This window comes from Streptomyces sp. NPDC045026 (assembly GCF_056432625.1).
On sequence record NZ_JBWKIS010000026.1, the window covers coordinates 90,377 to 111,661 of the forward strand.

Here is a 21,285-nt window from a genome sequence, read left to right on the forward strand (position 1 = left end):
CTTACTGCTTCTTGTATGCCAGTGCGGGTGGACACCGTCTTCGGCCTCGCCACCGCGTACTCGCCCCGTCGCCAGGGCCGCCGCACCGTCACCGCCATCGTCCTGATGCTCGTCGGCGGAGGAGCCGGGCGCAGATCGAAAGGATGAAGACCGATGTCGCACGCCGACGCCCGCCGAGAGCTCATCGAGAAGGCATGGGCCATGGCATGGGGGCAGGGTGACGTCGATGCCCTCGATGCACTGCTGAGCCCGGCCTACCTCCGCCACGGCGGTGACCCGCATCCGCAGAACCTGAACGCCTTCAAGGCCGCGATCATCTCCACCCGGGCGGCGTTCCCGGACCTGACCACGACCATCGACAACATCGTGGTCGAAGGCGACACGGCCGCGATCCGCTGGCACAGCAGCGGAGCCCATATGAACTCGTTCCTCGGTGTCCCTCCGACCAAGCGGCGCGTCGCCGTCAGCGGTGCCACCTTCGCCCGCTTCGAGGGGGATCGGATCGTCGAGGAGCACGTGACGTGGGATCCCCGGGCGCTGCTCTCGGCACTGGGCATCATCCGCGTGGGACAGGACTGACGACCGACATGACAAGGAGCACCCTCATGGCCCCGCTTGCCTCGAAGCCCGACATCGACGTGATGAAGCAGGTCAACCGGCAGTTCGTCACCGGTGTCACTGTCGTGACCGCGATGGACGGAGAGACCCCCAGAGGGCTGGCCGTCAACGCGTTCTCGAGCATCTCGCTCGACCCCGCCACCGTCATGGTGTGCGTCCAGCACACCTCGTCCACCCACGACTGCCTGTTCCGGTCCGACCACCTCGCGATCAACATCCTGTCCACGGAGCAACTCGACGTCGTGGGCACGTTCGCAAGCAAAGCCGACGACAAGTTCAAGGACCTGGACTGGGAGAGCGGCCCGTTCGGCAGCCCGCTGATCGCCCGGAGCAGCGCGCAGATGGAAGTGGAGATCCGCGAGCGGCTCCAGGCCAGCACCCACACCGTCTTCATCTGCCGTGTGGTCCACGCTGCGGTCGCCGGCCACCACCCCATGGTCTACAGCGCGGGTAAGTTCCTCGACGCCGGCACGCTTGCACCTCTGGGATGACCCAGCGGGCGGCTCGGGAGATGAAGGAGCACTCGGTGAATCGCGCCAAGAGCGAACCGAAGAACGGGTCGATGCAGGCCACGGTGATCGCCGAGATGCGCAGGCGCATCATCAAGGGCGACATCGAGCCCGGGGCTCCGCTGTCGGAGCTGGCGCTCGCGGACGAGTTCGGCGTCAGCCGTACGCCGGTGCGCGAAGCCCTCAAGCAACTGCAGACCGAGGGACTCGTCGAGATCCGGCCCCGCGTCGGGACGTTCGTCACCACGCCTTCGCGCCGCGAGATCATCGAGCTCTTCGAGATGAAAGAGCTCCTCGAGGGCGCGGCTGCCCGCCTCCTCGCCCAGCGCGGCCGGGTTCCGGAGATCGACTTGCTCGAGCGAAACCTGCGCGAGGCCGATGAAGCGGTGGCGCGGGACGATCGCGAGCGGTACGCGGAGTTGGTCCAGGAGTTCCACGACCTGCTCATCACCGGCGCCGACAACAGCAAACTGAAGGCCCACTACCGGATGTTGATGAACCAACTGGCCTACTCCCGGTTGGTGAACACGTCGCTGAGTCAGCCGGGCCGCGCCCTGCAGTCGGACCGCGAGCACCACCTGGTCGTGGAGCTGATCCTGGACAAGGACGGCGACAGCGCCGAGCAGGTGATGCGCGAGCACATCAGGGCCAGTCGGCGTGCGCTGCTGGCGGGGCTGCCCATCGGCGGTTCGAGGGACGGTTCGGCCTAGAGGTCCGCGGCGAGCGGTGCAACTCGGTCGGGTCGAGTGGGCGACAGTCCGCGGAGAGCCGGCCGTCGAAGGCGATCCCGAAGGCGATCTCGAAGGCGATCCCGAAGGCGTACAGAGCCGCCTCGAGCATGCCTCTTGACCCATTCGAACGTCGAACGTCGAACGTCGAGGCAGAGAGCGATGAGCCTCAAATCCACACTCATTACTGGGACACAGGAATCTCCGATGGGAGCCTGAACATGAGTCACCTCTCCGATCCGGCGTACACAGGCGGCGAGGCCGCGGACTGCGGCTACCGCGACACCGTCGCGAAGGTCGAGCCCTACGGGATCGACCACATACCCGACGTCGAGCGCCATGGGCGGCCCGTCTCGCAGTTCTACGTCTGGTTCGCGGCCGGCCTGAACTTCCCCATCATGGTGCTGGGTTTCAGCGCGGCCTGGTTCGGACTCAGCCTCTGGCAGGCGGTGACCGCGGTGGTCGCCGGTGCCGGCGTGGGGTCCGTGCTGATGGGTGTGCTCTCCAGAATGGGCGTCCGCCTGGGGGTCGCGCAGCAGATGCAGGCCCGTGGACCGCTCGGCTTCGTCGGCAACATGATTCCGGTTGCATACATCAACGTCTTCGCCGGTATCGGCTGGGCGGCGTTGACCGTGATCCTCGGCGGCAAGGCGCTCGGTGAGATCACCGGCCTTCCGTTCGCGGTCTCGGCGGCGGGGCTGGTGGCGGTGCAGCTGATGGTCGCGATCTTCGGTTACAACATGATCCACCTGCTGCAGAAGGTGCTGTCCTACGTCCTCGTGGTGCTCTTTTCCATCATGACGGTGGTGGCCGTCGTCCGTGGGTCCTCGACATTGCACGCAGCCCCCCAAGCGGACGGCTACATCGGCTCGTTCGGCGGGTGGGTCACCCTTTTCGGCTGGTTCCTGGCCTTCCTGGTGGCCTGGACGCCGTTCGCCTCCGACTACTCCCGCTACCTGCCCGACGACCACTCCGTGAGCGTGCGCGCCGGCTGGTACACGGCGCTGGGCAACTTCCTCACTCTGGCGTGGCTCGGCATCGCCGGCGCGGTGGTGGCCGGGGCGGCGACGGAGACCGACCCGATCGCCGCGGTCAAGGAGCTGACGGGCCCGTGGGCGGTTCCCGCTCTCCTCGCGATCCTCCTCTCGTCGCTCTCGCAGAACTTCCTCAACGTGTACGGCGGCGCGATCTCGCTGCAGACGCTCGGCCTGCCCATCAGCCGAGTCCAGGCCGTCGTCTGTATCTGCCTGGCCGCCTTCGGGGTCAGCCTCTGGGCCGAGTCCGGGGTCTACGACAATTTCACGGTGTTCCTCAACCTGACGGCGTACTTCATCGCGCCCTACGTCACGGTGATCCTGCTCGACTACACGGTCGGCGGCCGCAAGGACAAGGCGCGGATCCAGGAACTCTTCGACCGCTCACGCATCCTGGAGTGGGGATTCGTCGCGTGGGCGGCGGGCGTCCTCGCCTCGGTGCCGTTCTGGCAGTCCTCGCTGTACACCGGGCCGCTGGCGGACGACTTCGGCGGCGGTGACTGGAGCATGCTGGTCGGCCTCGTGGTGGCGGCGGTGGTCTACTTCGCCACGTACCGGCTCCGCCCGCTCTGGCGGACCGGCCGTCAGGCCGCGCCGGAGCCGTCCCTGGACGTTGTGGAGGCCAAGTGACGGCGCGTACGCCCTGGTTGGTCGTGATCGACATGCAGGTCGCCTTCGGCGATCCCGCCTCGGGCTGGGCGACGGAAGGCTATGAGGCGATCGAGCCGGTGGTGTCGGAGCTCGCCGGACGGTTCGGTGACCGCGTCGTGTGGACCAGATTCGTACGCGACCCGGGCGAGGACCGGGAGTGGGCCGCGTACTACGACCGCTGGCAGGAGTTCCGGCTGCCCGAGACGGACCCGGCCTGGGCGCTGACACCGTCGGTCCCCGAGGGCGCCCGGGTGGTGAGCCTGCCCACCTTCTCCAAGTGGGGCCCCGGACTCGAGAGCATCGTGGGCGACGATCCGCTGGTCCTGTGCGGCGTGGCCACCGAATGCTGCGTCCTCGGCACGGCCTTCGCCGCCGCGGACGCCGGCCGCCGGGTGACGGTGGTGGCCGATGCCTGTGCGGGCGCGACAGCGGCCCTCCACGCGCAGGCGCTGGAGCTGCTCGGTCAACTCGCGCCCCTCGTCACGGTGGTCACCTCCGACCAGCTTCTGTGACGAGCCGCGGGTCGCCTCGGCCTGACGGCGCGGCGCGGGGTCGGTCGAGCGAAGGGCAAGGGGTGCTCCGCTCTCAGGGATGCGCGCTTCGACGTACGGCGCAGGATTCCTGATCCGCCGGTGAATCGAAGGGTGAGCGACGCCTTGCGTTCACCGGGGCGACATTGGGGCCCCCCGTAATACTGAAGTTGTCTGAACAATAGTTGTTCATACATTTTGGCCCCGCTCCCCTTTTCCCCATGGAGTACGCGTGACCACCCCTGCCCGCGCCGTCACCCTGCTCGGCGCCCTCGGTCTGACCGCACTGACGCTCACCGCCTGCGGCGCCGCTCCCACTCAGGGCGCCGCCGGCGCCGACGGGAAGAACCTCGCCGCCTCGGCCTCCGCCGCCGACGCCGGCGGAATGGACGCCCTGGTCGCAGCCGCGAAGAAGGAGGGCACGCTCAACGCGATCGCCCTCCCGCGCGACTGGGCGAACTACGGCGCGATCATCGACGGCTTCACCGCGAAGTACGGCATCAAGGTGAACGACGAGAACCCCGACGCCTCGAGTCAGGACGAGATCAACGCGGTCAAGTCCCGCAAGGGCCAGGACCGTGCTCCGGACGTTCTCGACCTCGGCGCATCCTTCGCGCAGGCCGCGGGCGAGCAGGGGCTGACCGCGCCGTACAAGGTCGTCGCGTTCGACAAGATCCCCCAGACGCAGCGTGACGCGAAGGGCCGCTGGTTCAACGACTACGGCGGTTACGTCTCCATCGGCTGTGACGCCAAGCGCGTCAAGGTCTGCCCGAAGACCTTCGCCGATCTGCTGAAGCCCGAGTACAAGGGCAAGGTCGCCCTCAACGGCAACCCGACCAAGTCCGGCTCCGCCTTCGGCGGCGTCTACGCGGCGGCGCTCGCGAACGGCGGCTCGTTCGACGACATCAAGCCGGGCATCGACTTCTTCGGCAAGCTGAAGAAGAACGGCAACTTCAACCCGGTCGAGTCGACGCCCGCCACGATCGAGAAGGGCGAGACGCCCATCTCCATCGACTGGGACTACCTGAACGCGGGCTACGCCGACCAGTTCGCGCCCAAGGGCATCGACTGGAAGGTCGCCGTGCCCAGCGACGGCGTCTACGCCCAGTTCTACTCGCAGGCGATCAACAAGGACGCCCCGCACCCGGCGGCCGCCCGGCTGTGGCAGGAGTACCTGTACAGCGCCGAGGGCCAGAACCTGTGGCTCAAGGGTCACGCCCGGCCCGTGCTGATGCCGGCCATGGAGGCCGCCGGCACCCTCGACAAGGCGGCCGCCGCGCTGCCGAAGGTCGACGGCACGCCGAGGTTCCCGACCGAGCCCCAGACGTCCAAGGCCAAGGAGACCCTGGCGCAGGGCTGGGCCGCGGCCGTCTCCGGGTGACACCTGCCATGACCCCGCACTCCTTCACCGCCCCGGCTCACCCGGCGCGCGCGGCCCGGCGTCCGCGCCGTGCGCGCCGGGTGGGCTGGCTCGCCGCCCTGCCGCTCCTCCTCGTGGTCGCGCTCGCTTTCGGGCTGCCCGCGCTCGCCATGGCCGACGGCGCCCTCACGGTCGCCGGCGGCGGCTACGGCCTCGACAACCTGACCAGGTCCGTCGACGGCGCGTACCGCACCGCCCTGCTCGGCAGCGTGAAGCTCGCCGCGCTCACGGCCGCCGCGGGCACCCTCTTCGGGCTGCTCCTCGCCCACGCCGTCGTCACCTCGCGGAGCCGGGCGCTGCGTGAGGCGGTGCTCACCGCTTCCGGGGTGCTCGCCAACTTCGGCGGTGTCCCGCTCGCCTTCGCCTTCGTCGCCACCCTCGGCAACGCGGGCGTGCTGACCACCCGCCTCGGTCTCGCCGACCACGGCTGGTCGCTGTACGGCTTCTGGGGCCTCGCCCTGACCTACGTCTACTTCCTGGTGCCGCTGATGGTGCTGACCGTGGCGCCCGCGCTCGACGGGCTGCGCGTCCAGTGGCGCGAGGCCGCCCACGACAACGGCGCGACGACCTGGCAGTACTGGCGCCATGTCGGCATTCCGGTACTGCTGCCTTCCCTGCTCGGCGGCTTCGTGCTGCTCTTCGGCAGTGCGTTCGCCGCGTACGCGACGGCGGCGGCGATGGTCGGCAGCTCCGTCCCGCTGGTCACTCTCCAGATCGCCGACGCGCTGTCCGGAAACGTGCTGGTCGGCCAGGAGAACGTGGCGCTCGCGCTCAGCCTCGACATGGTCGTCGTCGCCGCCCTGGTGATGGCCGTCCACCTTCCCCTCCAGCGAAGGAGCACGCGATGGCTCGCCTGAACCGGAGCCTGATCCTGCTGGTGGCCGGGGTCTACTTCCTCGTGCCGCTGCTGGCCTCCGCCGTCTTCACCGTGGACATCCCGGGGGAGGGGCTGACCCTCTCCTCGTACACGCGGATCTTCGCCGCGCCCGGCTTCACCGGCAGCCTGCTGCTCTCGCTCGGGCTCGCCGTGGCCGCGGTCGCGCTCGTGCTCCTGGTCACCATCCCGGCGGCGGTCGCCGCCCGGCTCGGGGCGCCGCGGCTGCGGCCCGTCCTGGAGGTGGTGTGCACCCTGCCTCTGGTCGTGCCGCCGGTGGCGCTGACCGCGGGGATCGGGACCGTACTGCGCTGGGGTCCCGAGAAGCTGTCCACGACACCGCTGTACCAGACGTTCGTGGCCGTGCAGAACCCCGAATTCCCCTTCGTCCTCGTCCTCGCGTACGCCGTGATGGCGCTGCCCCTGGTGTACCGGGCGCTGGACGCGGGCCTGCGCTCCGTCGACGTCCGCACGCTGATGGAGGCCGCCCGCGACTGCGGCGCGTCCTGGCCGCGGGCGCTCGTCTCGGCCGTGCTGCCCAACCTGCGGGGCGCGCTGCTGAACGCCTCGTTCCTGACGCTCGCACTGGTGCTCGGCGAGTTCACGGTCGCCTCGCTGCTGGGCTTCCAGCCGTTCGCGGTGTGGATCGTGCAGGCGTCCGGCGCGGACGCCCGGCTGTCCGTGGCCGTGTCGTTGCTGAGCCTGCTGCTGACCTGGGTACTGCTGCTCGCGCTGACCACGCTGGGCAACCGCCGCCGCGCACCTCGTACTTCACAAGGAAAGACGTCCCGATGACCTTGACCGACGCCCCGGCCCGTACCGGGGCCGCGCTCCGCCTGCGCGGACTGCGCCGTGCCTTCGGCTCCGCCGTCGCGCTCGACGGCCTCGACCTGGAGGTCGCCCCGGGCGAACTCCTCAGCCTGCTCGGCCCGTCCGGCTGCGGCAAGACCACCGCGCTGCGGGTCCTGGCCGGCTTCGAGCAGCCGGACGAGGGCCAGGTGCTGCTCGACGGCGAGGACATGGTGCCGGTGCCGGCCAACCGCCGCGACACGGCGATGGTGTTCCAGTCGTACAGCCTCTTCCCGCACCTCACCGCCGCCGAAAACGTGGCCTTCGGGCTGCGCATGCGGAAGGTGGGCGGCGCCGAGCGGCGGGCGCGCGCCGCCGAGCTGCTCGACCTGATCGGGCTGGCCGGCCACGGCGACCGCTTCCCGCACCAGCTCTCCGGCGGCCAGCAGCAGCGCGTCGCGCTGGCCCGCGCGCTGGCGCTGCGGCCCCGCCTGCTGCTGCTCGACGAGCCGCTGTCGGCGCTCGACGCGCAGGTGCGGGTGACGCTGCGGGAGGAGATCCGCCGGCTCCAGCTGGAGCTGGGCATCACCACGGTGTTCGTCACGCACGACCAGGAGGAGGCGCTGTCGATGGCCGACCGGGTCGCGGTGATGAACAAGGGGCGGCTCGAACAGTGCGCCTCCCCCACCGAGTTGTACGCGCGGCCCGCGACCGACTTCGTCGCGGAGTTCATCGGTGTCATGAACCGGCTTCAGGGGCATGCCGCTGGCGACGGCACGGTGGAGGTGCTCGGGGTGCGGCTGCCGGTCGACGGCCCCGACGCCCGTGGTGAGGTACGGGCCCTGGTCCGGCCGGAGGCCCTGGAGGTGGAGCCGGGCGGCTCCGCGCAGGTCACCGGTTCGGCCTTCCACGGCCCCACCATCCGCCTGCGGATCGCGCTGCACGACGGCACGGAGGTCAAGGCGGACCTGCCCACGCACGCCGCCACGGCCCTGACGCCGGGCACGGCCGTCACCGTCCGGCCCCAGCGGCGCCCGGTCCTGCTCGCCGGCGCGCGGGGCGGTGCGGCATGAGCGGCATGCAAGCCGTCCTCTTCGACATGGACGGGACCCTCGTCGACAGCGAGGGCGTCTGGCTGGACGTGGTGGAGGCGGCGGCCGTACGGCGTGGCCGCACCCTGGACCCGGAGCGCCGCCGCGCCGTGACGGGCCGCTCGGTGGAGGACACCGCGGCCCTGGTGCACGAACATCTGGACGTCCCGGAGGCCGAGCTCGCCGCCGAACTGGGCGCGGACTTCGCCGCCCGGCTCTCCGCGGCCGTCGTCCCCCGGCCGGGAGCGCTGCGGCTGCTCGCCGCGCTGCGGGCCCGGAAGGTTCCCACGGCGCTGGTGTCGGCCTCGCCGCGGGCGGTCGTGGAGCAGGTCGCGGCCACGCTCGACGGGCACCGCTTCGACACGCTGTTCGGCGCGGAGGACACCCGGCGGACGAAACCGGAGCCCGATCCGTATCTGGCGGCGGCCGTGGCGCTGGGCGCCGAGCCGACGCGGTGCGTCGCGGTCGAGGACAGCCCGGCGGGGGTCACCTCCGCGCTCGCCGCGGGCTGCCGGGTGCTCGCCGTGCCGTCGACCGAGCCCCTGGTCCGCTTCGCGCAGACCGAGGCGGTCACCCTGGCCGGCTCGCTGACCGAGGTGGATCCCGAGCTGCTGGCCTCCCTGGTCCGTTGAACAAAGGACATGACAGGGTGGACGTGTGAGTGAGGGACAGGGCAGGACGCCGCTGTATCTGAAGGTCGCCGCCGATCTGCGGACCGCCATCACGGCGGGCGAGTACGGCTCCGGGGCGAAGCTGCCCACGGAGGACGAACTGGCCCGCCGTTACGGCGTGTCCAGGGGGACGGTCCGCCAGGCCCTGGCGGCGCTGCGCTCCGATGGACTGATCACCTCGCGGCGCGGCACGCGCCGGGTGGTGCTCGGCGGGCCCCGCCTGCACGGCTTCGGCGAGCTGCGCTCGTTCACGCGCTGGGCGCGCTCGCTGGGCGAGGCGCCGGGCGGCCGGATCGTGGCGGTGGACCGGGTCCGGGCGAACGAGGAGGAGGCGGAGCAACTTCGGCTCGCCGAGGGGGCGTTCGTGTACCGGGTGCGGCGGCTGCGGACGCTGTCCGGGGTCCCGGTGATGGTGGAACGTACGACGTACCCGGAGCGCATCGGGGAGCTGGTGGCGGCGATGCCGCTGGACACGGTCTCGCACTCCGAAGAACTGGAGCTGCACGGAGTCCTGTTCGCCGATGCCCGGCACACCATCGACCTCGTGCCGGCCGATGCGGACGACGCGGAACTGCTCGGCTGCCGGGCCGGGGAGTCGCTGCTGCGGGAGCGCCGGCACTCCACCGACCCGACGGGGGCCCCGGTGGAGTGGTCGCAGGACCGCTATCTGCCGGGGACGGTGGCGTTCACGATGCAGAGTTCGACGGCGACGAGCGCCCTGGGGCGCCGCCTCGGATCGTGAGCCGGGAGGCGTCGAACCCGGGGTCGAGGATCGAGGACCCCGGGTTCGACGCGTCCCGGTCGCCGTGCCATCAGGCGCCGGGCCCGGCCTCAGGGCGGAGCAGCCCCTCCAGCAGCGGACGGAAGTGCCCGAAGCCGGGGGTGTCCATATCCGGGTCCTTCGCCTGCTCGTCCCAGCGGCGTACGGCGACGGCGTCGGCGGCCCCCGGGTGCGCCTCGAAGGCGCGTACCTGCTCCTCGGTCATCGGCCCGCCCTGCACGGCGAGCGTGTGCACGGAGGCCTCGGAGAGCAGGTCGAAGTAGCCGGGCTCGACCGCGCACAGGTACCGCTTGGCGGCGACGTGCAGCCGTACGGGCTCGGTGACTTCGGGGTCGAACCACTGGCCCAGCCAGTCGGCTCCGGTGTGGCTGTGCCGATTGTCGGTGCCGTGCTCCATCAGGTCGCGGCCGGTGACCGCGCCCTGGAAGTGACCGACGTCGTGCAGGAGCGCGGCGGCGACGAGGTGCGGCGGGGCGCCCGCGGCCTCGGCGAGGGCGCCGGCCTGGAGCATGTGCTCGGCCTGGGTGACCGCCTCGCCGAGGTATTCGGCGCTGCCCTCGCCCTCGAAGAGCGCGGCGAGCCTGTCGATCGTGTCGCGCGGGTTCACATCGTCTCCCGGCGCAGGACGGCGAGGCTGGAGGCCAGCCCGTCGATGTCGGCGTAGGCGCCCTGGAGGTGGCGGGCGCCGGACTCGGCGAAGGCGGTTCGGGCGTGCAGCAGCCGAGTGTTGTCGAAGATCAGGCAGTCGCCGGGCGTGAGCCGGAAGTCCAGCTGGAGCTCCGGTCGCAGCAGCAGTTCGCCGAAGCGCCGGTAGGCGGCGTAGAAGGCGTCGAGGAGGTCGACGGGCAGGCGCAGGGCGCCGACGGAGCGGTTGTTGAAGCGGATCTCGCGGATCCGGCCGTCGCGGTCGGCCCCGATCAGCGGCCGGTGGGCGCGCAGTTCGGTGTGTTCGTCGGCGAAGGCGAACGGGACGGGGACGCGGGCCAGGATCTCGTACGCCTCCGGGGCCTCGGCGCGCAGCAGTGCGGCGGCGTGGAAGCCGTCGACGAGGCCGGAGTCGCCGCCCTGTGCCGCATTGGTGAGGCAGTGCAGCAGCTGGAGGGTGGGGACCGGGTCGCGGTAGGGATTGTCGGTGTGCGGGGTGATCCGGGCGCCGGTGAACGCGAGGTTGTTGGGGTCGGCCTCGACGCGGACCTCGAAGAGCTCGCCGTAGTTGGTCTCGCGGACGTAGCCGAAGGTGCGGGCCACGTCGAGGACCTGGCGGTCGCGTACGGGGACGTTGCGCAGCAGGACGAAGCCGAGGCGCAGGACGGATTCGAGCGCGGTGGCGCGGACGGCCGGGTCGGTGAGGTACGCGTCCCAGTCGGCCTCGGGGAGTCGGCCGGCGAGGCCGGGGGCGTCCCACAACTCCTTGTCGTCCTCGGCGCGGCCGTCGCCGGATGCGGCGGTCGTGCCGAGGAGGTGGGCCTGCAGCCAGGTCTCGGCGTAGACGGAGCGGTGTCCGTCCGGGGCCCAGACGACCTCGAGAGCGGCGGCGCCGTCGGGGGTGTGGGCGTCGTGGACGCTGTCGACGGTGAGCGCGGCGGGAAGCTCGGTGATCTGGAACAGCTTCTGCCCGTTGCGCGGGTCGCGGCAGGCGGGGCAAGGGCAGTTGTCGCGCAGCCAGAACGGCGGTGCGGAGGCGAGAGACTCCATGAACAAAACTCCAAGTTGTACAAACAACTTATGACGACCCGGAGCGTGGCAGGCGCGGGTGACTCCCCGGTTACGGGCGGGTGGACAGTCACCGGGGTTCGGACAGTGGTCCGCGGTGGGGAGGCAGGCGGACGCCGCCCCCGCGCCCCGCGCCCCGCGCACGGTGAGCGGCCGGACGGCTAGTCCTCCCCGCGTGGCGCCGACCGTACGAGCGTGAACACCGCGCCCTCCAGGTCCGCGACGGTCGCGAGGCGGCCCTGGGAGCTGTCCCGCGCGGGCTTCAGGACATGTCCGCCGAGCTCCTCGACGAGGGCCACGGACTCGTCGACGTCCGCCACCTCGAAGTGCGTCATCCAGTGCGCGCCCCGGTCGCGCGGGAGCGCCTGGCCCACGCCGTGCACCGCGGCCACCGGGCTGCCGTTCAGATGTAGCGTCAGATAGTCGAAGTCGGCGGAGACGACGGCCACTTCCTCGTAGCCGAACGTCGCCTCGTAGAACTTGGCGACGCTCGCCGTCTCCTGGGTCACCAGCTCGTTCCACGCGGGTGCGCCAGGCACCCCGGTGAGCGCCATCCCCAGGTGCTCGGCCGCCTGCCAGATCCCGAACACGGCGCCCGCCGGGTCCGAGGCGATGGCCATCCGGCCCGCCTCCCCGGCGTCGAGCGGGCCGACGCCGACGGTGCCGCCGCAACTGCGCACGCTCTCGGCCGTGGCGTCCACGTCGTCCGAGGCGAGGTACGGGGTCCAGGCGACGGGGAGGTGGCGGTCGGGCGGCATCTGTCCGATCCCGGCCACCTCGTGACCGTCGAGCAGCGCCCGCACGTAGGGGCCGAGCTGCTGTGGTCCCGGCCGGAACTCCCAGCCGAACAACGCCGCGTAGAACTCCTGGGTCGCCGCCATGCCATGCACCATGAGACTCACCCAGCAGGGGGTGCCCGGCGCGCGCCTGGCTGCTGCCTCGGTCATCGTCACTCTCTCCTCGGAACAAAATCACGTGTCGCAACGCGCCCGAGCTGATGGTGGCACTCCGTGCCGCGCGACGCTCATCGGCCGCGCCGCCACGGCGGGACTCCTCGCACGAGGATGTCCGGTGAGATGTCCGCACCCGATGCCGCGCCATGACCTCGCGATGTCCGGTCGGTCAACGCTCGGTAGTCGATCGTGCACGCTAGCCGACCAAGGGCGCTCGGGCCAGAGCATGAGCAAGGATGGCCCCCATGAATGCCATCATCTCCGCAACCGAACTCGCGAGCGAGTCGACAGGCGGGACCCCGCCCGTCCTCCTCGATGTCCGCTGGCAGCTGAGCGTGGCCAAGGCGGCGGGCGCCGCGGCCTTCGACGGACGGGCCGAATACGAGGCCGGACACATCCCCGGCGCGGTCTTTGTTGACCTCGATGCCGACCTCGCGGGACCGGCGGGCGCGTCCGGTCGGCACCCCCTGCCGGACGTCGACTCCTTCGGCGCAGTGATGCGGCAGGCTGGTGTGTCGGCCGACCGGGACGTGGTCGTGTACGACGGCGGGCAGGGCTGGGCGGCCGCGCGTACCTGGTGGATGCTGCGCTGGACAGGTCACCCGTCCGTGCGCGTGCTCGACGGCGGCCTCGGCGCTTGGGAGGGCCCGCTGGAGACCGCGGTGCCGTCGCCCGTGCCGGGCACGTTCGAGCCCGCTCCGGGTGCCGTGCGGCTCCTGGACGCCGACGGGGCGGCCGCGCTGGCCCGCTCGGGGATCCTCCTCGACGCCCGCGCCGCCGAGCGCTACCGGGGCGACGTGGAGCCGATCGACCGCGTCGGCGGCCACATCCCGGGCGCAGTGTCGGCGCCGACGTCTCAGAACGTGGCGCAGGACGGCCGTTTCCTGCCCGCCGACGCGCTCGCCTCCCGCTTCAAGTCCCTTGGCGCGTCCGGGGGTTCGGGCGAGGTCGGCGTGTACTGCGGCTCGGGCGTCTCGGGCGCCCACGAGGTGCTCGCCCTCGCGGTGGCGGGGATCGACGCGGCGCTGTACGTCGGTTCGTGGTCCGAGTGGTCCTCGGACGAGTCACGCCCCGTGGCGACCGGCCCCGAGCCTCAGTAGGACCTCGGCGGCCGAACACGCGAGAGGCCCGCGCCGATGTGGCGCGGGCCTCTCGTGCGTACTACTCGTGGCTGGTCCGCCTAGTCCTGCTTCTTGCGGCGGGTGCCGAACACGATCTCGTCCCAGCTGGGCACGGCAGCGCGCCGTCCCGGACGGACCCCGTCGGCCTCGGCCTGGCGGTCGGTGGTCCCGGTGAGACGGTCCCGGTGTCCCGCGACGCTGCGCGGCATCAGGACGTCCGCGTAGGCCGAACCCGCTCCCGCGGACGCGGCAGGCGCCGGGGGCTCCTCCGCCTCGACAGGCTCCGGCGGCTCGGTGACGGGCTCGGGCGCCGACACCGTGGGGCGCTCGGGGACCACGATGTCGCCGCGATAGCTGGGTACGGCCTCCAGGAGGCTGGTCAGCGAGTCACGCTCGGCGGTGGAGACCGCCGTCGGGCTCTCCTCGGTGATCTCCGGTGCGGGGGCCGGCGGCGTGGGGCGCTCCAGCTGCCGGTCGAGTGCCCGGTCGAGCGGGCGGTCGCGGGGCAGCCTCGCGATGCGCGGCACGAACGGAAAGCTGGGTTCCGGGGCGGCGATGTCGTCGGTCTCGCCGATGAGCGAGCGCGCCTCGTCGTCGACGGCCTGGACGAGCCGCCGGGGCGGGTCGTACGTCCAGCTCGCCGAGTGCGGTTCACCCGCGACCAGGTAGACGAGCAGGACTTCCCAGGTGCCGTCGTCGCGGCGCCAGGAGTCCCACTGGACGGTCTCCTTGTCGGCGCCGCGCAGCAGCAGGCGCTCCTGCACCGCCTCACCGAGCTGGGGTCCCGCGTTCTCGCCGGGGCGGCGTACGGGGGTCTTCCTGGCCCGCTCGGCCATGAAGGCGCGCTCCGCGAGGACAGGGCCCTCGAAGCGGCGGACGCGGTCGACGGGGATGCCGGCGAGCTGGGCCACCTCCTCGGCGGAGGCACCGGCACGTATACGCGCCTGGATGTCGCGGGGGCGGAGATGGCTCTCCACCTCGATCTCGATCTGGCCGAGGCGCGGACGGTCGCCGCGCACGGCGGCCCGGAGGCGCTCATCGATCGGAAGCGTGTACTCCGTGCTGTCCGCAGCTTTCAGCACCAGCCGTGTGCCGTCGTTAGAGACGGCCACGACACGCAGTTCGGGCATGGGGACCTCCCGGGTGGTGCCTGCCGACGTCACGTGCGTCGCTGCTTCCGCTAGTCGAGTGTGGCCTGCCCGGGTGCAGCCTGCCACAACCTTGCCGAGTTGCCCGGCGTGTCGGGCATGGGCCCTGGATCGCCGTTATGGCACGGTTACCTGTTCGCAACGCTAAGTGACCGAGCTCGTCACCCTGTGCAACGAACCCCCTCCCGGCGGTCCTGGAAGGCCCCGGGCACCCTGACGGGAGACCGGACCCAGGGCTCGCAACGGTACTCCATTCGGGCCACTCGGGTGGACCGGCACGCCATCGAAGTTCTCATGGGGGACGGGAGTTGGGTATGGGGCGTCACTCGTTCGGGGTCCATGGACGTGGCGTGCTTCACGGAATCCACAGAAACGGAACTAATCACTTCGTCCATCCGTCCCCCTCTCGTGAAGTAAGTCGAGAAAGGCAGGCAAGGGTCGGAGATGGGCGAGAAGCCGGAAACCTCCCAGAACACACAAGAAAAGCCCAAGAAGAAGCGGCTCGACCTGAATGTGCCGCAGGTGGCGGGCAGCGCCGTGGCCGCCGTGGTGGCGGCCAAGCTGGCCTCCGGGCTCGGTGTGTACGGGACGATCGTGGGCGCGGGTGTGGTGAGCGCGCTGGCCACCTGTGGCGGTTCGCTCTTCCAGCACTTCTTCCGGCGCACGGGCGAGCAGATACGTGACGTCGCGGGCCAGGCGATCCCCAAGGGCCGGCAGGTCCCCGTGACCGACGACGGGCGGCCTGTGCCGGACACCTTCCGGTCCGACGTGACCGCCGCCCCCGTGACGCCGCCCGCGGCCACGACGGCGATGCGGACGAAGGACGCCGTGCCGAGGACGACGACCTGGGGGATGGGTGCGCCGGCGCAGGATGCCGACCGGACGACGGTTCTCCCGGCGCTGGGCGCCGAGCGGACGCAGCTCCTCAAGGTGGACGCCGGTGACCCGGGGCGGACACGGCTCCTGACGTCCGGCGGTGGCGATCCGGACAAGACCCAGTTGCTCAGGGCCGGAGCCGGGGCAGGTGTCGGGTCCGGTGTCGTGGATGACGCCACGCGCGTGCTGCACGCCGCGTCTCCGGCGGGCGGGGTCGCGGCCGGTGGGCCGGAACTGCCGCCTCCGCCTGGCGACTTGGGCGGCGGCTTCCCCGACGAGTTCGGGTCCGAGTTCGGGTCCGAGTTCGGGTCCGAGTTCAGCGACGAGTTCACCGAAGGGACCACGCATCGCGCGCGCGTGCGGAGCTGGAAGCGGCCTCTCGTCGCCGCTGCCCTGGTCTTCGGAGTGACCATGGGCGGCATCACGACGTACGAACTCGCCTCGGGGCAGAGTTTCAGCGGCGACGGTCAGCGGACGACGCTCCGTGAGGCGTTCACCGGCGGAGGCGTCCACTCGCCCCGTAACGACCGCACCCCTGTGCCGAGCACCTCGCAGGAGCCGTCGGACAGCAGCAGTACCGGGACGCGCAGCGGCACCCCTCAGGACGGAAGCGGGAGGCAGCACGGCGACACCGAGGAGCCCACGCCCACGCCCAGCGCGAGCGAGGATTCGCACACCGGTAAGGACACCGGGGCCGGCAGCGGTGCCGGCAGTGGTTCAGGGACCGGCGGTGACAAGTCCACGCCCACGCCGACCCCGACGCCCACTCCGAGCTCCTCGGAGAGCGGTGACGGGACCGACGGGTCGCAGCAGCAGGCCGAGACGCCCGCCGGGTGAGCGCGGTCAGTCGCCGATGACCCGACGCAGATAGTCGTTGGCGAAGAGGCGGTCCGGGTCGAGACGGTCACGCAGGTCCGTGAACTCGCCGAAGCGCGGATAGACCGTCGAGAAGTAGTCCGCGTCGCGCGTGTGGACCTTGCCCCAGTGTGGCCGGCCCTCGTGCGCGGTGAAGATGCGCTCGGCGGCCGTGAAGTAGGCCTGGTACGGGGTTCCCTTGTACATGTGGACGGCGATGTACGCGCTGTCCCTGCCGGACGCCGTGGAGAGCGCGATGTCGTCCGCGGGGGCCGTGCGGACCTCGACCGGGAAGCTGATGCGCAGGTTCGAGCGCTCGACCATGGTCTTCAGCTCGCGCAGCGTCTCGACGAGGGCCGCGCGCGGAACGGCGAATTCCATCTCGACGAAGCGCACGCGGCGCGGGGACGTGAAGACCTTGTAAGGGATGTCCGTGTAGGTGCGGGCGGAGAGCGCGCGGCTGGAGATCTTCGCGATCGACGGGATCGTCGCGGGGACCGCGCGACCAAGTGAATTGACCGCCTGGAAGAGGCCGTTCGACAGGAGCTCGTCCTCGAGGAAGCTGCTGAACCTGCCGACAGGGGCCTCCGGGCCGGCGCTGCGGTTGTTGCGCTTGGTGTTGCAGTTGCCCGTGTGCGGGAACCAGTAGAACTCGAAGTGCTCGTTCTCCGCGTACAGGGCGTCGAAGTCGCTGATGACCCTGTCGAAGGTCATCGGCTCCTCGCGGGCGGTGAGCAGGAAGATCGGTTCCACGGCGAACGTGATCGCCGTGATGATGCCGAGGGCGCCGAGGCCGATCCGCGCGGCCGCGAAGACCTCGGGATTCTCCTTTTCGGAGCACGTGAGGACCGAGCCGTCGGCGGTGACCAGTTCGAGGCCCTTGATCTGCGCGGATATCGACGCCGATTCGCGGCCCGTGCCGTGCGTGCCGGTGCTGGTGGCCCCCGACACCGTCTGCTCCATGATGTCGCCCATGTTCGTGAGCGACAGGCCCTCGCGGGCCAGGGCGAGATTGAGTCGCTTGAGCGGGGTGCCCGCCTCCACCGTGACGGTGCCGACCTCACGGTCAATATTGCGGATACCGGTCAACAGCTGAGGGCGTATCAAGACACCGTCGGTGGCCGCCGCCGCGGTGAACGAGTGCCCCGTGCCGACGGCCTTCACCTTGAGGCCGTCGGCGGCGGCCGCGCGGACGGCCGCCGAGAGCTCCTCCACCGACGCGGGCGTCACCTCGCGGACCGGGCGCGCGGTGACGTTCCCCGCCCAGTTACGCCACGGTTCGTTCCGTGTCCTGGCCTGCCGGGCTTTCGTCGTGTCGCTGCCCGCGTTCCCCGTGCTCATTGGTTCCTCCCCGCTGCGGCACCGGCTGCTTCAGCCGGCGGTACCCCAGGAACCCGACCGCCACCGCGACGGCGCCGGCCACGGCCGGAACCCCGTACCCGGCCTTCGCGCCGGCGGCGTCGATCACCCAGCCGGCCGCGGAGGAGCCGAGCGCGACACCGACCGCGAGTCCGGTGCTCACCCAGGTCATGCCCTCGGTCAGTTTCGCGCGTGGTACGTGCTGCTCGACGAGAGCCATCGTCGTGATCATCGTCGGTGCGATGGACAGGCCCGCGACAAAGAGCGCCACGGCCAGAAACGGAAGGTTCCCGACCAGTAGGAGGGGGATCATACTCACGGCCGTCGTGCAGACACCGACCAGCCACCGGCGCGCGGGCGCCCCCTTGAAGTGCAGCAGGCCGAAGACCGCTCCGGCCACGCAGGAACCCGCCGCATACACCGCGAGCACGAGACTGGCCGCCGCCTTGTGGCCCTCCTCCTCGGCGAACGCGACGGTCACCACGTCCACCGCGCCGAAGATCGTGCCCGTCGCGACGAACGTGGCCACCAGGACCTGAAGGCCCCGCGCCCTCAGGGCGGATCCCCCGGAGTGCTGCCCGTGCGGATGCGGCACCGGCTCCGTCGCGCGCTGCGCGGTCAGCCAGAAGACACCGGCCGCGAGGAAACAGCCCGCGAGAAGAGGCCCCGCCTCCGGGAACCAGGCCGTCGACAGTCCGATCGAGATGATCGGCCCGAAGATGAAGCACACCTCGTCGATGACGGACTCGAAGGAGTACGCGGTGTGCAGCTGAGGCGTGTCCCTGTAGAGGGCCGCCCAGCGCGCCCGGACCATCGAGCCGACGCTCGGCACACAGCCGATCAGGGCGCTGAAGACGAACAGCGTCCAGTCCGGCGCCTCGAACTTCGCGCACAGCAGCAGACCGGCCACCGCGACGAGCGAGACCAGGGCGGCGGGCCGCAGCACACGGCGCTGTCCGTGCCGGTCGACGAGGCGGGAGATCTGCGGGCCGATGGCCGCCGCCGAGAGCGCCACGGTGGCGGACAGGCCACCGGCGAGCCCGTATCGGCCGGTCAGCTGGGAGACCATCGTGACGATCCCGATGCCCATCATCGACAGGGGCATCCGGCCCAGGAACCCGGCGACCGAGAAGCTCTTGGTGCCGGGCAGGGCGAATATGGCGCGGTAGGGGCTGGGCAAGTCGACTCCGGTAAGGCGCGTAGGTGGCCAAGACAGCTTACGGGTCCCGGGGCTTGCGGGCATCGCCGTTTCCGCCTGTCAGTGACGGGTGGCAGGATCAAAGGCATGTCCGATGCGCTCGATCCCACGCCCTTCGACGGCTACGACGCCCTGCTGCTCCTCTCGTTCGGAGGCCCCGAGGGCCCGGACGACGTGGTCCCGTTCCTGGAGAACGTGACGCGCGGCCGGGGAATCCCCAAGGAGCGGCTCAAGGAGGTGGGGCAGCACTACTTCCTGTTCGGCGGGGTCAGCCCCATCAACGAGCAGAACCGCGCCCTGCTGGACGCGCTCCGCAAGGACTTCGCGGACCACGGCCTCGACCTGCCCGTCTACTGGGGCAACCGGAACTGGGCGCCGTACCTGACAGACACCCTCCGCGAGATGGTCACCGACGGCCACGAGCGCATCCTCGTCCTCGCGACCAGCGCGTACGCGTCGTACTCGGGCTGCCGCCAGTACCGCGAAAATCTCGCGGACTCCCTCGCCGCCCTCGAAGCGGAGGGGCTCGAAGTGCCGCGCGTCGACAAGCTGCGGCACTACTTCAACCACCCCGGCTTCGTGCGCCCCATGATCGACGGTGTCCTGAAGTCGCTCGCCGACCTCCCCGACGACGTGCGCGACGGCGCCCATATCGCCTTCACGACGCACTCCATCCCGACGGCGGCCGCCGATGTCTCCGGGCCCGTCGACGACCACGGCGACGGCGGTGCCTACGTGAAGGAGCACCTCGACGTCGCGCGCGTGATCGCCGACGCGGTACGCGAGGAGACCGGGTTCGACCACCCGTGGCAGCTCGTCTACCAGTCGCGCTCCGGTGCCCCGCACATCCCGTGGCTCGAGCCCGACATCTGCGACCACCTCGAGGAGCGGCAGGGCGCCGGTGTGCCGGCCGTCGTGATGGCGCCCATCGGGTTCGTCTCCGACCACATGGAGGTCCTCTACGACCTCGACACGGAGGCCACGGCCAAGGCCGCCGAGCTCGGCCTCCCGGTGCGTCGCTCCGCCACGGTCGGCGCGGACCCCCGCTTCGCCGCCGCCGTCCGCGACCTCGTCCTCGAGCGGTCCGCCGCCGAGAGCGGCCGGACGGTCACGCCGTGCGCCCTGGGCGCCCTCGGCGCGAGCCACAACCTGTGCCCGGTGGGCTGCTGCCCCTCCCGTGCGCCCAAGCCCGCGGCAGCGGGCGCCGACAGCCCGTACGCGTAAGGAACTCGACGTGACAGACCTGAAGGCCGAACTCCTCGAGGTCGCGCTGGAGGCCGCCGCCCGCGCGGGAAGCTTCCTGCGCGACAGTCGCCCCACCGACCTCGGCGTCGCCGCCACCAAGACCAGCGCCGTGGACGTCGTCACGGAGATGGACATCGCCTCCGAGAAGCTGATCACCGGCTTCCTCGCGGAGCGCCGGCCGGATGACGGCGTCCTGGGCGAGGAGGGCGCGAGCACCGAGGGCAGCAGTGGGATCACCTGGGTGATCGACCCCATCGACGGAACGGTCAACTACCTTTACGGACGCCCCGACTGGTCGGTCTCGATCGCCGCCCGCCAGGGCGAGGAGACCCTCGTCGGGGTCGTCGCGGCGCCCCTGCGCGGCGAGACCTACCGCGCGGTCCTCGGCCAGGGCGCGTACGTGAACGACCGCCCGGCACGCGCGCGCGTGGCGCCCCCCTTCGAGCAGGCGCTCGTCGGCACGGGGTTCGGCTACCTCGCCACCCGCCGGGCCCACCAGGCCGATGTCGTACGGGAGTTGGTGCCCCAGGTGCGTGACATCCGGCGCGGCGGTTCGGCCGCCATCGACCTCTGCGACGTCGCCGTCGGGCGCCTCGACGCGTACTACGAGCGCGGTCTGAACCCGTGGGACCTGGCGGCCGGCGACCTCATCGCGAGGGAGGCGGGCGCGCTCACCGGCGGTCGTCCGGGCGAGGTGCCGTCCGGCGAGCTGACGATCGCGGCGCCGCCCGGACTCTTCGAGCAGCTCCAGAACCGCCTGGAGGAGCTCGGGGCCTGGCACGACTGACGGACGCCGGCCGCCCGAGCGCGAGAAGCACAGGAACGGCACGAGAAAGGGCCCCGGCGCCTGCCTGGATCACCAGGCGCCGGGGCCCTTCCGTACTGCGTCAGACGTGCGAGACGCCGAGTTCCACGCCGTGTTCGGCGGCGAGCCGATGCAGGTCGTGCAGCTCGTCCTGCTCGATCTCGACGAGGAATTCGTCGCCCGTCTCGCGAGCCCGGCTCAGATCGGACTCGGTCGCCTTGATGCGCTGCAGAAGTCCTGCGGTGAATGCGTCCATGGTTGCGCCCCCTCGTCCTGGGTCGTGGGTCGTGGCACGGGGGTGTGCCCTCGGAAGGGG

At 71.2% G+C, this 21,285-nt stretch carries 23 protein-coding genes; 16 read left to right on the plus strand and 7 right to left on the minus strand.

Features of this window, described 5'->3' with window-relative positions; genetic code table 11:
• Positions 1 to 15 precede the first annotated feature (15 nt).
• From AC07EJ_RS36470 to AC07EJ_RS36525, 12 genes are all read left to right on the plus strand, one after another.
• A complete protein-coding gene (locus AC07EJ_RS36470; RefSeq protein WP_389486231.1) occupies positions 16 to 147 on the plus strand; it encodes a hypothetical protein in 132 nt (43 codons plus the stop codon).
• A gap of 6 nt (positions 148 to 153) precedes the next feature.
• On the plus strand, positions 154 to 579 hold the full coding sequence (locus AC07EJ_RS36475) for an ester cyclase (RefSeq protein WP_393586238.1): 426 nt from the start codon (positions 154 to 156) through the stop codon (positions 577 to 579).
• A 26-nt stretch (positions 580 to 605) separates the two neighbouring features.
• The gene (locus AC07EJ_RS36480) at positions 606 to 1,109 is read left to right on the plus strand and encodes a flavin reductase family protein (RefSeq protein ID WP_389486235.1); all 504 of its coding nucleotides are present in this window, start codon (positions 606 to 608) and stop codon (positions 1,107 to 1,109) included.
• A 35-nt stretch (positions 1,110 to 1,144) separates the two neighbouring features.
• Entirely contained in the window at positions 1,145 to 1,837 is a 693-nt protein-coding gene (locus tag AC07EJ_RS36485; RefSeq protein ID WP_389486237.1) for a GntR family transcriptional regulator, read from the plus strand.
• 239 nt (positions 1,838 to 2,076) lie between these two features.
• Entirely contained in the window at positions 2,077 to 3,519 is a 1,443-nt protein-coding gene (locus AC07EJ_RS36490; RefSeq protein ID WP_478885888.1) for a purine-cytosine permease family protein, read from the plus strand.
• Positions 3,516 to 4,052 carry a cysteine hydrolase family protein gene (locus tag AC07EJ_RS36495; RefSeq protein WP_393586242.1) on the plus strand — a complete coding sequence of 179 codons (537 nt, stop codon included), beginning with the start codon at positions 3,516 to 3,518 and terminating at the stop codon, positions 4,050 to 4,052. The genes AC07EJ_RS36490 and AC07EJ_RS36495 overlap by 4 nt, the downstream gene beginning before the upstream one ends.
• A gap of 250 nt (positions 4,053 to 4,302) precedes the next feature.
• Entirely contained in the window at positions 4,303 to 5,451 is a 1,149-nt protein-coding gene (locus tag AC07EJ_RS36500) for an ABC transporter substrate-binding protein (RefSeq protein ID WP_389486242.1), read from the plus strand.
• Positions 5,452 to 5,459: 8 nt separating this feature from the next.
• Positions 5,460 to 6,347 carry an ABC transporter permease gene (locus tag AC07EJ_RS36505; protein ID WP_389486244.1) on the plus strand — a complete coding sequence of 296 codons (888 nt, stop codon included), beginning with the start codon at positions 5,460 to 5,462 and terminating at the stop codon, positions 6,345 to 6,347.
• Positions 6,335 to 7,159 (plus strand): ABC transporter permease, encoded by an 825-nt coding sequence (locus AC07EJ_RS36510; RefSeq protein ID WP_389486246.1) that lies wholly within the window; start codon positions 6,335 to 6,337, stop codon positions 7,157 to 7,159. The genes AC07EJ_RS36505 and AC07EJ_RS36510 overlap by 13 nt, the downstream gene beginning before the upstream one ends.
• Positions 7,156 to 8,226 (plus strand): ABC transporter ATP-binding protein, encoded by a 1,071-nt coding sequence (locus AC07EJ_RS36515; RefSeq protein ID WP_389486248.1) that lies wholly within the window; start codon positions 7,156 to 7,158, stop codon positions 8,224 to 8,226. Before AC07EJ_RS36510 ends, AC07EJ_RS36515 begins: the two co-directional genes overlap by 4 nt.
• Positions 8,223 to 8,876 (plus strand): HAD family hydrolase, encoded by a 654-nt coding sequence (locus AC07EJ_RS36520; protein WP_478885889.1) that lies wholly within the window; start codon positions 8,223 to 8,225, stop codon positions 8,874 to 8,876. Before AC07EJ_RS36515 ends, AC07EJ_RS36520 begins: the two co-directional genes overlap by 4 nt.
• Before the next feature lie 25 nt (positions 8,877 to 8,901).
• Positions 8,902 to 9,657, plus strand: coding sequence for a GntR family transcriptional regulator (locus tag AC07EJ_RS36525; RefSeq protein ID WP_389486252.1), 756 nt, complete (start codon positions 8,902 to 8,904; stop codon positions 9,655 to 9,657).
• Positions 9,658 to 9,727: 70 nt separating this feature from the next.
• On the opposite strand, the gene AC07EJ_RS36530 is transcribed toward AC07EJ_RS36525, so the two are convergent.
• The 3 genes from AC07EJ_RS36530 to AC07EJ_RS36540 form a co-directional block, all read right to left on the minus strand.
• Entirely contained in the window at positions 9,728 to 10,303 is a 576-nt protein-coding gene (locus AC07EJ_RS36530; protein WP_389486254.1) for a phosphonate degradation HD-domain oxygenase, read from the minus strand.
• Positions 10,300 to 11,391: a 2-trimethylaminoethylphosphonate dioxygenase gene (tmpA, locus tag AC07EJ_RS36535; protein ID WP_389486256.1), complete on the minus strand. Its 1,092-nt coding sequence runs from the start codon at positions 11,389 to 11,391 to the stop codon at positions 10,300 to 10,302. The genes AC07EJ_RS36530 and tmpA overlap by 4 nt, the downstream gene beginning before the upstream one ends.
• 179 nt (positions 11,392 to 11,570) lie before the next feature.
• Entirely contained in the window at positions 11,571 to 12,356 is a 786-nt protein-coding gene (locus AC07EJ_RS36540; RefSeq protein ID WP_389486257.1) for a VOC family protein, read from the minus strand.
• Positions 12,357 to 12,607: 251 nt separating this feature from the next.
• Between AC07EJ_RS36540 and AC07EJ_RS36545 the strand changes: the two genes are divergently transcribed.
• The gene (locus tag AC07EJ_RS36545; protein ID WP_389486259.1) at positions 12,608 to 13,462 is read left to right on the plus strand and encodes a sulfurtransferase; all 855 of its coding nucleotides are present in this window, start codon (positions 12,608 to 12,610) and stop codon (positions 13,460 to 13,462) included.
• An 80-nt stretch (positions 13,463 to 13,542) separates the two neighbouring features.
• On the opposite strand, the gene sepH is transcribed toward AC07EJ_RS36545, so the two are convergent.
• On the minus strand, positions 13,543 to 14,613 hold the full coding sequence (sepH, locus tag AC07EJ_RS36550; RefSeq protein WP_478885890.1) for a septation protein SepH: 1,071 nt from the start codon (positions 14,611 to 14,613) through the stop codon (positions 13,543 to 13,545).
• A 462-nt stretch (positions 14,614 to 15,075) separates the two neighbouring features.
• Between sepH and AC07EJ_RS36555 the strand changes: the two genes are divergently transcribed.
• Positions 15,076 to 16,344, plus strand: a complete 1,269-nt coding sequence (locus tag AC07EJ_RS36555; protein WP_478885891.1) for a hypothetical protein — start codon at positions 15,076 to 15,078, stop codon at positions 16,342 to 16,344.
• Between the two features lie 6 nt (positions 16,345 to 16,350).
• Here the strand turns inward: AC07EJ_RS36555 and AC07EJ_RS36560 are convergent, their stop codons facing one another.
• Positions 16,351 to 17,703, minus strand: coding sequence for a D-arabinono-1,4-lactone oxidase (locus AC07EJ_RS36560; RefSeq protein WP_389486265.1), 1,353 nt, complete (start codon positions 17,701 to 17,703; stop codon positions 16,351 to 16,353).
• A complete protein-coding gene (locus AC07EJ_RS36565; protein ID WP_389486267.1) occupies positions 17,630 to 18,901 on the minus strand; it encodes an MFS transporter in 1,272 nt (423 codons plus the stop codon). The genes AC07EJ_RS36560 and AC07EJ_RS36565 overlap by 74 nt, the downstream gene beginning before the upstream one ends.
• A gap of 105 nt (positions 18,902 to 19,006) precedes the next feature.
• Here AC07EJ_RS36565 and AC07EJ_RS36570 point away from each other — a divergent pair, with 105 nt between their 5' ends.
• On the plus strand, positions 19,007 to 20,143 hold the full coding sequence (locus AC07EJ_RS36570) for a ferrochelatase (protein WP_389486269.1): 1,137 nt from the start codon (positions 19,007 to 19,009) through the stop codon (positions 20,141 to 20,143).
• Positions 20,144 to 20,153: 10 nt separating this feature from the next.
• Positions 20,154 to 20,951: an inositol monophosphatase family protein gene (locus AC07EJ_RS36575; RefSeq protein ID WP_389486271.1), complete on the plus strand. Its 798-nt coding sequence runs from the start codon at positions 20,154 to 20,156 to the stop codon at positions 20,949 to 20,951.
• A 100-nt stretch (positions 20,952 to 21,051) separates the two neighbouring features.
• Here the strand turns inward: AC07EJ_RS36575 and AC07EJ_RS36580 are convergent, their stop codons facing one another.
• Positions 21,052 to 21,225 carry a hypothetical protein gene (locus AC07EJ_RS36580; RefSeq protein WP_362906901.1) on the minus strand — a complete coding sequence of 58 codons (174 nt, stop codon included), beginning with the start codon at positions 21,223 to 21,225 and terminating at the stop codon, positions 21,052 to 21,054.
• Positions 21,226 to 21,285: the final 60 nt, after the last annotated feature.